Genomic DNA, 14,600 nt, shown 5'->3' with positions numbered 1-14,600 from the left:
ACCGGCCGCGTGCAGGCACGCGGCGGGAAAGGCGCGAATTGTAGCAGCGAGGCCCTTCCGCCCCGGCACTCGCGCCGGCGGCCATGCTGGGGTTAGGATCGGGGAGAGAGAGGGAGGCTGCGGTTGCGGCCTGGGGAGAAGGGATGTCAGTTGCAGGAAAGATCCTGGGCAGCATGTTGCTGGTCTCGGGAACGGCCCCGGTGTGGGCCGCGCCGGCGGTGCCGGCACCACAGGAGTTCTACTTCGACAGCGATGCGGCCGCCGTGCCGATGGTCGTGGTCCAGTCCGACGGGGATGAACTGGTGGCGCAGCTGCTCAAGCAGCGCGAGCGCGGCCGGCGTACCGTGGAGGCCACCGTGCAGCTGGCGTCAGTGGCCATTGCGCAGGGCCGCACCGAACTGGGTGAACAGCTGTATCGCGAAGCACTGAAGGATGCGCCGGTGCAGGGCAGCCTGGGCCGTGGCGTGCGCTGGAACTACGGCTGGGACCTGCTGCGGCAGGGCCAGGCCGAGGCGGCCCTGGAGCAATGGCAGGCCGCCGCAGGTGGTTCGCTGAGCAAGCCGGGCTGGTTGCCACCCACCTATGCGCTGGCGCTGTGGCGGGCCGGGCAGAAGCAGGAGGCGGTGCAGTGGTATGCCGCAGCGGTGCGTACCGAGCCGACGCAATGGAGCGACAGCAGCCGCTATGCGCAGTTGTTGCCGTTGTGGCGTGACGACGAGCGCGCCTCGCTGGCGGAAGTGCAGCAGGCCTGGGCGGCCGCCCCGCCGGCCTGGCCCTGAGGGAAGGGGGTTGGCCGGGTTGCACCCGGCACCCGCAGAGGCAACGGCTGGAGCAACAGCAACAGCCGGCTCTGAGCTATCTGTGGCTTGGTCGGGGCGGTCTGGGGCTGCAGGACACGCCGTAAACCCCCCTCCGGGGTCCGGCCCAGCCGCTGGCGGCTGTGCGTTCGGGCGCTTGCGAGGCATGCCTCGCAGGCAAAGCGCCCTCACCCCTGGGGGCTCGATGGCGCCATCCATGGCGCCAACGGTCCTGCAGCCCCAGACCGCCCCGACCCCGACAGGTTCTCGGCGACGGTGGGTAGATCCACGCCATGCGTGGATGCATCCGCATCGGAATCAACTATTCGATATCTGATCGAAATGCAGCCGAGCGTGGGCTCGGCTCTACAAAAAGCAGCCAGCCAAGCGCTTTTGCTTTTGCTCTTCTACTTTCTTCTACGTGGATGGACGCCCCGGGAACTGTCAGAGGCCGGGCGGGTAGGCTGCGCAGGGGCGTGAGCCGCATGGATGCGGCGATCGAGCTTACAGGGACGTACTTGCAGCGCCCCCTGCGCAGCCTACCCGGCATTTGCGTTGAGCGACCAGCCACGAGGGGCTGCGCCGTTCGCGGGAACCTCAGTCGTCCGCGGAAACCGTCCGCCCCGACGCCCACGCCCGCAATGCCTCGACCTGCTCGGCCATCAGCACCGACAGCGGCCGCGTCGCACGGATCTCGTTCATCAGCAGCTCGGTATCCAGCGGCCGGCCTTCGGCGTGCGCCGCATACAGCCCGGCCACGATCGCCTGCTCGATCTCGGCGCCGGAAAAACCATTCGCCGCCGCCGCCAGCGCCGGCAGCGCGAAGTCGTCGCCATTGAGCTGGCGTCGCCCCAGGTGCAGCCGCAGCAGTTCCACGCGCACTTCGGGGGTGGGCAGGTCGACGAAGAAGATCTCGTCGAAGCGGCCCTTGCGCAGCAGTTCGGCGGGCAGCTCGTGCACCTGGTTGGCCGTGGCGACGATGAAGACCGGCGCCTTGCGTTCGGCCATCCAGGTCAGCAGGTAGCCGAGCACGCGGCGCGATACGCCACCGTCCTCGCCACCGCTGGCCAGGCCTTTCTCGATCTCGTCCATCCACAACACGCAGGGCGCCAGCTGCTCGGCCGAGGCCAGCGCCTGGCGCAGGTTGGCCTCGGTCTCGCCGTGGTACTTGTTGTACAGCGCGCCCACGTCCAGGCGCAGCAGCGGTACGCCGAAGCCGGCGGCGGTGGCCTTGGCCAGCATCGATTTGCCGCAGCCCTGCACGCCCAGCAGCAACATGCCGCGCGGCGGGTCCAGGCCGGCCGGTGCCGAGCCGGCGATGAAAGCCACCCGGCGCTGGCTGATCCAGCGCTTGAGCCGGTTGGCGCCGGCCACGTCGCCGAAGCGCGCGCTGTCATGCTCGAAGAACAGGTGGCCGCTGCGGTTGAGCAGCTCGAACTTCAGCCGTGCCAGCTGCGGCAGGTCGTCGTCGCGCAGCGCGCCGTCTGCGTAGATCAGCTGGCGGGCGATGCGGCGGGCATCGACCAGGCTCAGGCCCTGCAGGTTCTTCAGGATCTTCTTCACCGCCTCGCTGTCGACCTCGACGCGGCGGCCGCCGTGCTCGCGCGCATAGGCATCGGCCTCCTCGCGTAGCATCTTCAGCAGGGCATTGGCATCGGGCAGGCGCGGGTTGAAGCGCACCGCCAGCGCTTCCAGCTCGGCCGGCAACTCGACCTTGGCGCCGATCAGCACCAGCACGTGCGGCTCGCTGTGGCGGCGCTGGATCAGGTCGCGCAGCGCGCGCTGGTGGCTGGCATAACCCAGGTAGGGGTGGAAATCGAGCAGCAGGTAGACGCCCCGCTGGTCGGCCTGGCGGATCATCTGCAGGGCGGCGCTGGCATCGGGCGGACCGACCGGCGGGTCCTCGCGGTCCAGGTCGATGCGACGCAGGCCCTCGGTGATGGACCAGCGGTGCAGGGCCCGCCACACGTGCATCAGCGTCTGCCGGAACAGCTCGACGATGCGGCCCTCATCCTGGGTCTCGATCACGATCAGGGGGGTATTGGCGCGGATCAGTGCGCTCAGGTCCTGCAGTTCGCTCATGCCGGTTCGATCCTTCGGGGGCGCCACGATAGCAAAGGCGATGGCCACTGGTTCAGCACGGTGCTACCTCCCGTCACCACCGCCGGTGTACGCTCGGGGCACGTACCCGGAAGCGAGGCTGGCATGAAGACGATCCTGGTGGCCGGTTCCAAGGGCGGGGTGGGCAAGACCACCGTCGCCACCCACCTGGCCGCGTACGCGGCATTGCAGGGCAAGGCCACGGTGATCGCCGATGCCGACCCGCAGGGCTCCAGCACCCGCTGGGCACAACGGCGTGCCGGGCTGGAAAGCGCGGTGCTCCCCATCGATGTGTATCGGAAGAAGCAGTGGGCGCAGAAGCTGCCGGACGGTACCGATACCGTCATCATCGATGCACCAGCCGGTGCGCTGGCCGACGATATCCCCCATTTCCTGGACGCGGCCGACGCCGTGGTGGTGCCGGTGCTGCCCTCGGCACTGGATATCGAAGCCATCGTCGGCTTCCTCAACAGCCTGGCCCAGAACCCGCGCGTGCACAGCCGCAAGCTGCCGGTGGGGCTGGTCCTCAACCGCACCAAACCCTGGACCCAGACCTCGCAGCAGGCGCTGCAGATGCTGGGCGAGTGGCCGTACCCGGTGGTCGCGCAGCTGCGTGACAGCCAGAGCTACGTGGTCATGACCGGCCTGGGCCGCAGCCTGTTCGACTACCGCTCGGCCCAGGTGCGCGAGCACCAGGCCGACTGGGAGCCGCTGCTGTCCTGGTTGAAGCTGTAACGCTGCACGTCTCCACCCTCTTTTCATGGAAACCCGCGATGCGTGAACTGATCCTGCTGCGCCATGCCCATGCCGAACCCGCCGTTTCCGGCCAGGCCGACCTCGACCGGCCGCTGTCGCCGGTAGGGCTCGCCGAGGCCGAAGCCGCCGGCAAGTGGTTGAAGGAAAACAACCTGCTGCCCGACTGCGTGCTGTGCTCGCCGTCGCGACGTACCCGCGAGACCCTGGAAGCGGTGATGACGGCCATCGGCTATGTCGAAAAGCGCCTGGAAGACCGTATCTACGAAGCCACCCCGGGCACCCTGGCGGCGCTGGTGGACGAGCGTCGTGACATGGACCGGGTGCTGATCGTCGGCCACAACCCGGGCCTGGAGCAGCTGGTGGCCCTGATGACCGACGGCACCAGCAGTGACTATCGCGGCATGCCGCCGGGCGGCGTGGCCGTGCTTGGCTTCCCGCGTGAGGCCTCGATCGAACCCGGCGTGGCCAGCCTGAACGCGTTCTGGTGGCCGTGATCCGATGAGCCTGGCGCGGCGCAGCCGCTTCCTGCTGCCCGCGTTGCTGGCGCTCGGCCCGGCCTGGGCCGCGGCGCCGCCACCGACCCCGTTGCCGCCCGTGTCCGCCGAAGCGCCACGGGTATTGCGCCTGGATACCCAGCGCTCGCGGATCGGCTTCGAGGTGCGCACCCGCTTCGGCCAGCGCATCGAAGGCGTGTTCCCGCACTTCGAGGGGCGTATCGAGATCCTGTCCGATGGCCGCCACCAGGTGCACCTGAAGATGTTCACCCGTTCGGTGGAGATCCCCGGCAAGGCACGCTATACGGGCTGGATGCGTGGCGAGGAGTTCTTCGATGCCGGGCGCCATCCGGTGGTCGAGTTCGACTCGCTGCCATACTGGCCGGAGACCGTGGAACAGGGCGGCGACATCAACGGCCGGCTGACCCTGCGCGGCATCAGCCACCCCGAGTCGCTGCAGGTCGAGAAAGCGGAGTGCGCCCGACCCGGCTATGATTGCGACGTCGTCAGCCGCGGTACCGTGCAGCGAGGCCGGTATGGAATGGACAGCTGGCAGCTTGCCTTGAGTGACCGAGTGACCTTCGTATTGCGTGCGCGCCTGAGCGAGGCGCCGAAACCGTGAACCTCCTGCTGCGTGTACTGGCGCTGGCAACCGTGTTGCTGGGCAGCGGTTGTGCATCGCTCTCGCATGCCGAGCGTGACCGCGCCGAAGCGATCGCCGTGCAGGCGCGCTCGACCGACGTCGACTGCCAGCGTGCCGACCGTTGTGCGCAGGACTCGCCGCTGCGTGCGCTGGCCGGGCGGGCGTTCACCGAATCCACCCCGGAACAGCCGCGCCACTACGCCACCCTGCTCGACGAGGGCGAGGGCGCCCTGGTGGCGCGCCTGAACCTGCTGCGCAGCGCCACCCGCAGCATCGACCTGCAGACCTACATCTTCGACAAGGACGACAGCGCCCGGCTGGTCATCGACGAGCTGCTGGCCGCGTCGCGGCGTGGGGTGAAGGTGCGGGTGCTGATCGACCAGCTCTCGGCGATCTCCGACCTGCAGATCCTCGGCGCGCTGTCCGGGGCGCACCAGAACTTCCAGCTGCGGGTCTACAACCCGACCTTCGGCAAGGCCCGGCTGAACTACTTCGACTATGCCGGCAGCGTGCTGTGCTGCTTCCGCCGCTTCAACCAGCGCATGCACAACAAGCTGCTGGTGATCGACGATGCGATCGGCGTGGTCGGCGGCCGCAACTACCAGGACGACTATTACGACTGGGACCGCGAGTACAACTTCCGCGACCGCGACGTGCTGATCGCCGGCCCGGAGGCGCGGGCGATGGCGGCCAACTTCGATGCCTTCTGGCGCGCCAGGCGCAGCGTGCCGGCCGAGCGCCTGAACGATGTCGGCCGCACCCTGCTGCGCGAGGGCGTGCCGACCCTGCCGCCGGCCAGCTTCCGACGCCCCGAGCGGGTGCAGCGGGTCAGTGCCGAAGCCAACGACATGGACTTCGTCAGCCGTTCCTTCGTCGATACCGCGTTGCCGGTGGCCTCGGTGCGCTATGTCGCCGACCTGCCGCGCAAGCACCGGCGCGAGAAGGCCGATGCGCCGCTGGCCGGCCAGCACGTGACCGAGCCGCAGCTGGATGCGCTGATCGCCGGCGCGCAGAAGGAAGTGATCCTGCAGACGCCGTACCTGGTGCTGTCCAAGCCGGCGCAGAAGCTGTTCCGCGAGCTGCGCAAGCGCCCGCAGCCGCCGCGCGTGGTGGTGTCCAGCAACAGCCTGGCGGCTACCGACAACCCGATCGTGTATGCGCTGTCGTACAAGTACAAGCGGCGCAACATGCGCGAACTGGGCTTCAACATCTTCGAATACAAGCCGTTCCCGCTGGATGCACCGGTCGATTACCGCAACCTGCTGCCCGACCCGATCGCCGCGGCGGAAGGCGACGACGACGGCGGGCGCAATCCGCTGATCGGCGGCAGCGCCGCCGGCAGCAACGCCGGCGACAGCCGCGATCGCGATGAGCCCCCGGCACCCACCGGCAAGCAGGGGCCGGTGAACCATCCGCGCACCGGCAGTGCCTACCAGAACGCGCGCGAGCGCCGCCGCGCGGCCGGCAGCGAGGTCGAGACCCGCCTGCTGCGCACCGAGACCCGTCCCTCGTTCCTGGGCAGCAAGGCGGTCAACAAGCCGTTGCCGGTCACCCGCAAGGGCGCGCGCATGGGCCTGCATGCCAAGTCGCTGGTGGTCGATCGCCGCATCGGCGTGGTCGGTACCCACAACTTCGATCCGCGCAGCGAGAACTACAACACCGAAGGCGCGGTGATCATCGATGACCCGGCCTTCGCCGAGCAGCTGGCCGAGAGCATCCTGCGCGACACCCACCCGCAGAACTCGTGGACGGTGGCGCCGCGGGCCAAGCCGCCGGTGCTGTCCGGGCTCAACTACAGCGTCGGCAAGGCTTCCGAAGCACTGCCGATCCTCGACTTCTGGCCGTGGCGCTATGCCACCGACTACGAGTTCAAGCCCGGTCCGGACTGCCCGCAGCCGCTGCCGCGGCAGGACCCGGGCTTCCACCGCTGCTATGTCGCCGTGGGCGACTTCCCCGAGGTCAATGTCGGCCCGAAGTGGCTGCTGGTACGCATGCTGACCGCATTCGGCGCTGGCCTCGTTCCCATCCTCTGAAGGTGCCCGCATGACCCAGGTGTTCCGCGAAGCCGTTTCCCTCGAGCAGCTCAACACGCTCAGCCGCAACACCGCGATCGAGTCGCTCGGCATCGTCTTCAGCGCGGCCGGTGACGACTGGCTGCAGGCCACCATGCCGGTGGACGAGCGCACCCGCCAGCCCTACGGCATCCTGCATGGCGGCGCCTCGGTGGTGCTGGCCGAGACCCTGGGCAGCAGCGCCGGCAACCTGTGCGTGGATACCGCGAAACAGATCTGCGTGGGCCTGGAAATCAACGCCAACCACGTGCGTGCGGTGCGTTCGGGCACCGTGACCGGCACTGCCCGCGCGCTGCACGTGGGCCGCAGCACCCAGCTGTGGGAGATCCGCATCGAGGACGAGCAGGGCCGGCTGGTATGCATCTCGCGGCTGACCCTGGCGGTGGTGGCGGCCGGCCACGGCTGAGCCTCGGACGGCCGGTGACGGCAGCGGAACCCAGCGTTCCCTGCCGATTGCCCCGGTCGATGGAGGTTATGGCCTAAAGCGGCTGGCAGCGATGACGGCCCTCCGGTATCGTGCGCGGATGACTTCCCCCACTCCGGCCCCCCGTGGCGGCGTGGCGCGTGTGTGCCGTTACCTGTACCGCGTACCGCTGCTGTTGGTCCACATCCTCGTGTTCCTGCCGCTCATCCTGATCGGCATGCTTCGGCCGTGGGGCGAACTGCGCGTGGGCGAAGCGACCTTCGGTGCCAAGGTGGTGAACTGGTGGCAGGGCGGGCTGATGTGGATCTTCGGCTTCCGCCTGGTGCAGATCGGCAGGCCGCTGCCCGGTGCCGTGCTGTTCGTCGCCAACCACGTCAGCTGGGTCGACATCTGCATCCTGCACAGCCAGCGCATGATGGGCTTCGTCGCCAAGCGCGAGATCGCCAGCTGGCCGCTGGTCGGGTGGCTGGCCGCGCGTGGCCAGACCATCTTCCACCAGCGCGGCAACACCGAATCACTCGGTGGCGTGATGCAGGTGATGGCCGATCGCCTGCGCGAAGGCAAGGCGGTGGGCGTGTTCCCGGAAGGGCGTACCCGCGGCGGCCATGAAGTCGGCCCGTTCCATGCCCGCATCTTCCAGGCGGCGGTTGAAACCGGCGTGCCGGTGCAGCCGGTGGCACTGGTGTACGGCGTCAGGGGCGATGCGCAGACCATTGTCGCATTCGGTCCCGGCGAGAGTTTCTTCGCCAATTTCCTGCGCCTGCTCGGTGAGCCGGCGCGGCGTGCAGAAGTGCATTTCCTGGCACCGATCGGTGCGCAGGACCTGGAAGGCCGTCGGCGCATCGCGGAGACTTCGCGCGCGCGCATCGTGGCGGCCATGAGCACCGGGTGAGGGTGCGGTGGCCCTGATCCCGCCACCCGTCCTGGACGCCGGCACGCCGACGCTGCACGCGGCTGACTACCAGCCTCCGCGCTGGCTGCGCAATCCGCACCTGCAGTCGATGCTCAGCTCCAGCCGCATGCGCCTGCAGCGCGGCCTACTGCTGCTGGCCGCGACCGGCGCGATCAGCGAAGAACTGATCCTCGACGGCGGCGATGGCGTGCGCCTGCAGGGCTGGCACAGCCACGTCGAAGGCCGCGAACCCAAGGGCATGGCCCTGCTGCTGCACGGCTGGGAAGGCAGCGCCGAATCCAGCTACATGCGCATGGCGGCCGCGCGCATGCTCGAACAGGGCTTCGACGTGGTGCGGCTGAATTTCCGCGACCACGGCAATACCCATCATCTCAACCCCGGCATCTTCCACTCCAACCTGATCGACGAAGTCGTGCATGCCGCGGGCGATATCGCCCAGCGCTGGCCGCAGTTGCCGCTGGTGGCGGCCGGTTATTCGCTGGGCGGCAACTTCGTGCTGCGCCTGGCCCTGCGCGCGCCAGCGGCCGGCGTGCCGCTGCTGCGCGTGGCCTCGGTATGCCCGGTGCTGGACCCGGCGCTGACCATGGAAAGCATCGAGAACGGCCCGGCGATGTACGACTGGTACTTCCGCCGCAAGTGGGCCGGTTCGCTGCGGCGCAAGCGCGACCTGTTCCCCGAGCTGAGCGACTGCGACGACCGCGTGCTGAAGCTGGACATCCGCGCGCTGACCGCCTGGCTGGTCGAACGCCACACCAGTTTCGGCTCGTTGCAGGCCTATTTCGATGGCTACTCGATTGCCGGCGATCGCCTGTCCACCCTGCAGGTGCCGGCCGACATCCTGATGGCGCAGGACGACCCGGTGATCCCGTACGCGACCTTCAGCGACTGGCAGCTGCCGCGCCAGGCGCACCTGGAAACCGCCTGCTGGGGAGGCCACTGCGGCTTCCTGGAAAACTGGCGCGGTGACGGCTTCTCCGAGCGCTGGGTGGCGCAGCGCCTGCAGCGCGTGCTGCAAGGCTGAACCGGCACGGGTGCGCAGGCCGCTACAATGCGGGTTTGCCCTTGAACCGGACCGCCATGCAAGACCAGATCATCCAAGCGTTGCGCCAGAACGAGGCCGACCAGGCCGTGCAGCTGGCCCAGGCGTGGACCCGTGATGAACCCGGCCAGGCCGAGGCCCACCGCTGGCTGGCGCTTGCGCTGCAGCAGCAGGGCAAGGCCGAGGACGCGATGCAGGCCCTGCAGCAGGCGCTGCAGCTGGCCCCGGACAATGCCCAGCTGCACCTGCAGCACGCCGGCCTGCTGCTGGCCCTGCGCCAGTTCGACGGCGCGGGCGAGGCACTGACGCGCACCACCGGGCTGGACCCGAACGCATTCGCCGCCTACCTGATGCAGGCCCACCTGGCGATCGGCCGCAACGATTTCGATGAAGCGCAGCGCTTGTCCACCCTGGCCTCGCGTGTCGAACCGGACCACCCGGAACTGCTGACCATCGACGGCATGATCGCGCTGCGCCGCGATGATGCCGATCGCGCGCTGACGCTGCTGTCGGCCGCCAACCAGGCCCAGCCCAACGACATTCGCGTGCTCTACGCACTGGGCTTTGCCTACCTGGGCAAGAACATGCTGGCCTTCGCCGAGCAGGCGTTCCGCCGCGTGCTGGAACTGAACCCCACCATTGCCTCGTTGCATGGCCTGGTGGTGCAGCTGGCCATGCGCCAGGGCAACCTGGACGCTGCCGCCGAAGCGATGCAGATCGCGCTGCAGCAGCAGGGCCTGGATACGCCATCGATGCGCCGCCTGGCCGGCGAACTGGCACTGCGCGGCGGCCAGCCGCTGCAGGCGCTGGAGCACCTGCTGCCGCTGCTGGAGTCGCTGCCTGACGACCGCGACGTGCTGCAGCTGCTGCTGATGTCCTGGCAGCGCCTGGGCCGCGAAGACGAGGCCCGCGCCCGCCTGGATGCCGCCCTGGAGCAGCACCCGCAGCTGCACGACCTGTGGCTGGCACGCCTGGCGGTGGAAGAGGTTGGCAGTGCCACCGCCGCCGCCACGGTCGAGCGCTGGATGGACGCGATGCCGGGCCACCTGCCGGCGCTGGAAGCGCGCCTGCGCCTGCACGACATGGTGGGCGAACACGCCCAGGCCGAAGCGATCGCCGAGCGCATCGTCAGCCTCGAACCGGGTCGTGTCAGCGGCGAAACCCGTTTGGTCGAAGGCCTGCTGCAACGCGATCCGGCCGCCGCGGTCGCCCGCGTGCAGGCGCTGATCGACATGGCACCGGAAGGCCACCGCGCCGACCTGCGCACCTGGCTGGGTGAGATCCAGGATCGCGCCGGCCAGCACGAAGATGCGCTGCAGACCTGGCTGGCACTGCAGGCCGACCAGGCCTCGCAGCGCCTGCCGCTGCCGCCGCAGGCCAAGGCGCCGCCGAGCTGGCCGGACAAGGGCGAGATCGACGGTGATGCCACCTCCGCGCCGATCTTCCTGTGGGGCGCGCCGGGTTCGGGCGTGGAGCGCGTGGCGACCGGCCTGGCCGCCGCCAGCCCGGTGCTGCGCAGCGACCGCTATACCTCCAACGCGCCTGACGACGCCTTCCAGAACTACCACACGCTGCAGGACCTCGCCTCCGGCGTGCTGACCCCGGAGCGGCTGGTGCAGCGTTGGCGCGAACAGCTGCCGTCGCGCGGCGTGCAGGACGACGCGGTCATCGACTGGCTGCTGTGGTGGGACAACGCGCTGCTGTGGGCGCTGCGCCCGCAGCTGCCGCAGGGCCGCCTGCTGGTGGTGCTGCGTGATCCGCGCGACATGCTGCTGGACTGGGTGGCCTACGGTGCGGCTGCACCGCTGGCGATGACCTCGCTGGCCGAAGCCAGCGAATGGCTGGCGCGCGCGCTGGCCCAGGTCGCCGCGCTGCACGAGGACGACCTGTACCCGCAGGTGCTGCTGCGCATCGACCAGATCGGCAACGATCCGCAGGCAATGGCCGATCTGCTGGGCCGCCTGTTCGAGCGGCCGATGCCGCCGGCCGCGCAGCTGGGCGCGCCGCGCTTCCCGCCGGGCCACTGGCGCAACTACCGCGACGTGATGAGCGCCGCCTTCGCCAAGCTCACCCCGATCGCGGTGCGCCTGGGTTACCCGGAAGAGTGAGGACACGCCGATGCAACTGAGCAGCCACAGCCTGACCAACGGTGCACCGATCGACCGCGAATTCGCCGCCGGCGATGCCGCGGGCTTCGCACCCGACCGCAATCCGCACCTGGCCTGGAGCGATGTGCCGGAGGGCACCCGTTCGTTCCTGCTGGTGTGCGTCGATCCGGACGTGCCGACCGTGCCGGAAACGGTTGGCCGCACCGACATGAGCGTGCCGCGCGATCAGCCACGCTGTGATTTCGTGCATTGGGTGATGGCCGATATCCCGGCCTCGGTGCACGAGATCGCCGCAGGCAGCTGCAGCGACGGCTTCGTGGTGAAGGGCAAGTCCGCACCGGCCGGCCCGGCAGGCAGCCGCCAGGGCCTGAACGACTTCACCGGCTGGTTTGCCGGCAACCCGGACATGGCCGGCGACTACCTGGGCTACGACGGCCCGTACCCGCCGTTCAACGACGAGCGCGTGCACCGCTACTTCTTCCGTGTGTTCGCGCTGGACGTGGCCTCGCTGCAGCTGCCGGCACGCTTCACCGCCGCCGACGCCTACCGCGCCATGCACGGCCACGTGCTGGCCGAAGCGACGCTGCATGGCACCTACACGTTGAACCCCGCGCTGGGCTGAGGCGGCATAACGGGTCGTGCCGGCCGCTGGCCGGCAACGTCCGTGTGCTGCCTGAGCCAGACGTGGCAGCCGGCCAGCGGCCGGCTCTACCCACCATGAAGAAGGGCGGCCTTTCGGCCGCCCTTTTCATTCGTCCGTACCGGATACCGGCGCGAACTCCAGCACATCGCCATGTGCGTTGCGCAGCAGCAGGCGGCCACGCCCATCCAGCGCAAGTGTCATCTCTGCGCGCGCATTCACCACCGTCCCGGCGACACGTTCCTGTTCGGCCACCTCGGCCCGGATGCAGGCGGCCGTGGTGATGATGCCGCCCTCAAGAACCAGCCGGTCACCTTGCAGGCGATAGGTGCTGCTGGCCTGGTTGCACAGGTTCAACTGGCTCATGTAACCGGGCTGGAAGCGCAGCGTGTAGGGCGGTCGACCGCGCACGAACAACGCATCGATGCGCCGGCCCTGCGCGTCGGTGGCGCGCTCCAGTTGCCACCGGTGTGCCTCGAGCTGATCGGTGCTGGGTGTGCTGGCAGCGGCCACATCCGCAGACATGGCCAGCAGCGCAGCAACGATGAGGGCGGGGACATGCTTCATGCCGATCTCCCGATGCATGTGGGTAGTGCCGGCCGCTGGCCGGCAACATCCGTGTGTTGGCGGTGCTCCGCAGGGCAGCGGGCCAGCGGCCGGCTCTACCCACCACGAAGAAGGGCGACCTCGCGGCCGCCCTTCTGTGGTTTTACTTCTTCTCGATGGCCGACTCGACCACCATGTCCAGCACGTAAGCCTGCGACGGCGCATCGGCCGGCGGGTTCTTCACTTCGTAGCGCTTCACGCGCACCACGTTGCGCACGCCGTCTTCGTGGGTGTAGCCCTCGATGTTGCCGTAGAAGTTCTCGAACTTGCCCGGCTCACCCTGCTTCAGGCCCTTGTCGTCGAACTTCACTTCGCGCACCTGCAGGCACTGGTAGTCCGGGATCAGCGGATGCGAGCACTTCTCGGTCTTGGCGGCCACTTCCAGGAACACGGTTTCGCCGGCGCCGCCGTAGCGGGTTTCAGCGGTCGGCTCCGGGTTGAACACCAGCACGTCGCCCTTGGCGTTGGTCAGGGTCAGCTTGCCATCGGCATCCTGCTCGGCCTTCAGCTCGCCCTGCAGGCGGCTCGACACGGCTTCGTCCAGCGCCATCAGCGCCTTGTCGGTGCAGGCCATCAGGGTCGAGGCCATCGCACTGACCGTCAGCTTGCCGTCGGCCAGGGTGTAGCCGCCGCCCATGCGGTTGCAGGTGTTGCTGACCGACAGGCGGCCATCAGCGAAGTCCAGGGTGACCGGCTTGTCTTCGCGGGCGAACAGCGCGTCGATGCGCTTGCCGTCGGCGCCGGTGGCCTGCTGCAGCAGCCAGTGCTGGCTCTGCAGGCGCTGCGCATCCAGGTGCGCCAGCGTCTGCTGGTCTGCTGCCTTGGCCGCGGCCGGGGCCACGTCGTCGCCGCCGTTGCCGGCCGGGGCCGGGGTCTGGCTGCAGGCGGCCATCAGGGCCAGCGGGAGGAGCAGGGTGAGCTTGCGGTTCATGGTGATTCTCCTTGGGGAACCGTGGGGGAAACGGGGTGGGGCCGGCAACGGGGTTACCGTGCCCCGGCGCTGTTCAGCTGCCGGAGGGCAACCACAGCAGCAGCGCCGCGCCCAGCGCGATGCGGTAGATCGCGAAGGCGGTGAACCTGTGCGACTTGATGTAGCCCATCAGCCACTTCACTACGACGAAGCCGGTGATGGCCGCGGCAACGAAGGCCACGCCCACGTCGGTCCAGTTCTCGCTGCCCAGCTGCCCGGCCTTGGCCATTTCCAGGAAGGTGTAGGCGCTGGCGGCGAACATGGTGGGAATGCCGACCAGGAACACGAACTCGGCGGCGGCGGCGCGGCGGCTCAGGCCCAGCAGCATGGCCAGGAAGATCGCCGAGGCCGAGCGCGAAGTGCCGGGGAATACGCCGGCCACCACCTGCGCCAGGCCCACGCCGATCGCCACCGTCCAGGTCACCTGGTCGCGGTCGGGCAGGCGCGCGGTGTAGGCCTCCACCAGCAGCATCCAGACGCCACCGATGATCAGCGCCCAGGCCACCGGGCTGACCGTCTCCGGCAGCGACCAGCCGGCCTTGCGCACCACCAGGCCGACCACTGCGGTGACCAGGAAGGCAGCGCCCAGCTTGAACACGTACTCGCGGTTCTCGCGCTGGTTGAAGCCGGTGGCCAGCTGCAGCAGGCGCTGGCGGAACACCAGCACCACGGCCACGATCGCGCCGGCCTGGATGACGATGTTGAAGAAGTCCGAGCGGGCCCCCAGCCAGTGCTGGGCGATGAGCAGGTGGCCGGTGCTGGAGATCGGCAGGAATTCGGTGAGGCCTTCGAGGATGCCCAGCAGCAGGGCGGAGAGCAGGTCGGACATGGACGGTGCGTGCACGCGCGGCGGAAGGAAGAAGGTCGAGAGGATAGACGATCCCTGCTGCACCAAACGGGTGCGTCTGGTGACGGGCGCACCCGTTTGGTGCGCACGGTTCTGCACCGCCACGGGGCGCTCTTTTTGAAATCAATGACTTGCGGCCTTCGAAAAGTTGGCACGGTCGTTGCTGTACCTCAGCAGGCATTCATCCCCAT

The 14,600-nt window shown here is 69.0% G+C and carries 14 protein-coding genes; 10 read left to right on the top strand and 4 right to left on the bottom strand.

What is annotated here, in order from left to right:
- The first annotated feature begins 143 nt into the window (after window positions 1-143).
- On the top strand, window positions 144-779 hold the full coding sequence (locus DFO63_RS16305; RefSeq protein WP_049444419.1) for a tetratricopeptide repeat protein: 636 nt from the start codon (window positions 144-146) through the stop codon (window positions 777-779).
- A gap of 615 nt (window positions 780-1,394) precedes the next feature.
- On the opposite strand, the gene DFO63_RS16300 is transcribed toward DFO63_RS16305, so the two are convergent.
- The gene (locus DFO63_RS16300; protein ID WP_005420987.1) at window positions 1,395-2,879 is read right to left on the bottom strand and encodes an AAA family ATPase; all 1,485 of its coding nucleotides are present in this window, start codon (window positions 2,877-2,879) and stop codon (window positions 1,395-1,397) included.
- Window positions 2,880-3,002: 123 nt separating this feature from the next.
- Here DFO63_RS16300 and DFO63_RS16295 point away from each other — a divergent pair, with 123 nt between their 5' ends.
- The 9 genes from DFO63_RS16295 to DFO63_RS16255 all read left to right on the top strand — a co-directional run bounded on the left by DFO63_RS16295 (window position 3,003) and on the right by DFO63_RS16255 (window position 11,968).
- Window positions 3,003-3,632 (top strand): ParA family protein, encoded by a 630-nt coding sequence (locus DFO63_RS16295; RefSeq protein WP_010487235.1) that lies wholly within the window; start codon window positions 3,003-3,005, stop codon window positions 3,630-3,632.
- Between the two features lie 38 nt (window positions 3,633-3,670).
- Window positions 3,671-4,147 (top strand): histidine phosphatase family protein, encoded by a 477-nt coding sequence (locus DFO63_RS16290; protein WP_101764668.1) that lies wholly within the window; start codon window positions 3,671-3,673, stop codon window positions 4,145-4,147.
- A 4-nt stretch (window positions 4,148-4,151) separates the two neighbouring features.
- Window positions 4,152-4,769 (top strand): YceI family protein, encoded by a 618-nt coding sequence (locus DFO63_RS16285; protein ID WP_049444423.1) that lies wholly within the window; start codon window positions 4,152-4,154, stop codon window positions 4,767-4,769.
- Window positions 4,766-6,823 (top strand): phospholipase D family protein, encoded by a 2,058-nt coding sequence (locus DFO63_RS16280; protein WP_049444424.1) that lies wholly within the window; start codon window positions 4,766-4,768, stop codon window positions 6,821-6,823. Before DFO63_RS16285 ends, DFO63_RS16280 begins: the two co-directional genes overlap by 4 nt.
- A gap of 10 nt (window positions 6,824-6,833) precedes the next feature.
- Window positions 6,834-7,268: a hotdog fold thioesterase gene (locus DFO63_RS16275; RefSeq protein WP_075675718.1), complete on the top strand. Its 435-nt coding sequence runs from the start codon at window positions 6,834-6,836 to the stop codon at window positions 7,266-7,268.
- A gap of 118 nt (window positions 7,269-7,386) precedes the next feature.
- On the top strand, window positions 7,387-8,178 hold the full coding sequence (locus DFO63_RS16270) for a lysophospholipid acyltransferase family protein (RefSeq protein ID WP_101764669.1): 792 nt from the start codon (window positions 7,387-7,389) through the stop codon (window positions 8,176-8,178).
- A gap of 52 nt (window positions 8,179-8,230) precedes the next feature.
- Window positions 8,231-9,220 (top strand): alpha/beta fold hydrolase, encoded by a 990-nt coding sequence (locus DFO63_RS16265; protein ID WP_042359058.1) that lies wholly within the window; start codon window positions 8,231-8,233, stop codon window positions 9,218-9,220.
- A gap of 56 nt (window positions 9,221-9,276) precedes the next feature.
- Window positions 9,277-11,346: a tetratricopeptide repeat protein gene (locus DFO63_RS16260; RefSeq protein WP_049444430.1), complete on the top strand. Its 2,070-nt coding sequence runs from the start codon at window positions 9,277-9,279 to the stop codon at window positions 11,344-11,346.
- A gap of 10 nt (window positions 11,347-11,356) precedes the next feature.
- On the top strand, window positions 11,357-11,968 hold the full coding sequence (locus DFO63_RS16255) for a YbhB/YbcL family Raf kinase inhibitor-like protein (protein WP_101764671.1): 612 nt from the start codon (window positions 11,357-11,359) through the stop codon (window positions 11,966-11,968).
- 126 nt (window positions 11,969-12,094) lie between these two features.
- Here the strand turns inward: DFO63_RS16255 and DFO63_RS16250 are convergent, their stop codons facing one another.
- The 3 genes from DFO63_RS16250 to DFO63_RS16240 all read right to left on the bottom strand — a co-directional run bounded on the left by DFO63_RS16250 (window position 12,095) and on the right by DFO63_RS16240 (window position 14,391).
- Window positions 12,095-12,571 carry an META domain-containing protein gene (locus tag DFO63_RS16250; RefSeq protein WP_235434890.1) on the bottom strand — a complete coding sequence of 159 codons (477 nt, stop codon included), beginning with the start codon at window positions 12,569-12,571 and terminating at the stop codon, window positions 12,095-12,097.
- 124 nt (window positions 12,572-12,695) lie between these two features.
- Window positions 12,696-13,523 (bottom strand): META and DUF4377 domain-containing protein, encoded by an 828-nt coding sequence (locus DFO63_RS16245; RefSeq protein ID WP_049444434.1) that lies wholly within the window; start codon window positions 13,521-13,523, stop codon window positions 12,696-12,698.
- 73 nt (window positions 13,524-13,596) lie between these two features.
- On the bottom strand, window positions 13,597-14,391 hold the full coding sequence (locus DFO63_RS16240; RefSeq protein ID WP_049444436.1) for an undecaprenyl-diphosphate phosphatase: 795 nt from the start codon (window positions 14,389-14,391) through the stop codon (window positions 13,597-13,599).
- Window positions 14,392-14,600: the final 209 nt, after the last annotated feature.

It is taken from the genome of Stenotrophomonas sp. AG209, assembly GCF_003550055.1.
Taxonomy (GTDB): Bacteria; Pseudomonadota; Gammaproteobacteria; order Xanthomonadales; family Xanthomonadaceae; genus Stenotrophomonas.
Note: the sequence above shows the minus strand (reverse complement) of the source record. Positions and strands in the feature narration are given on the sequence as shown.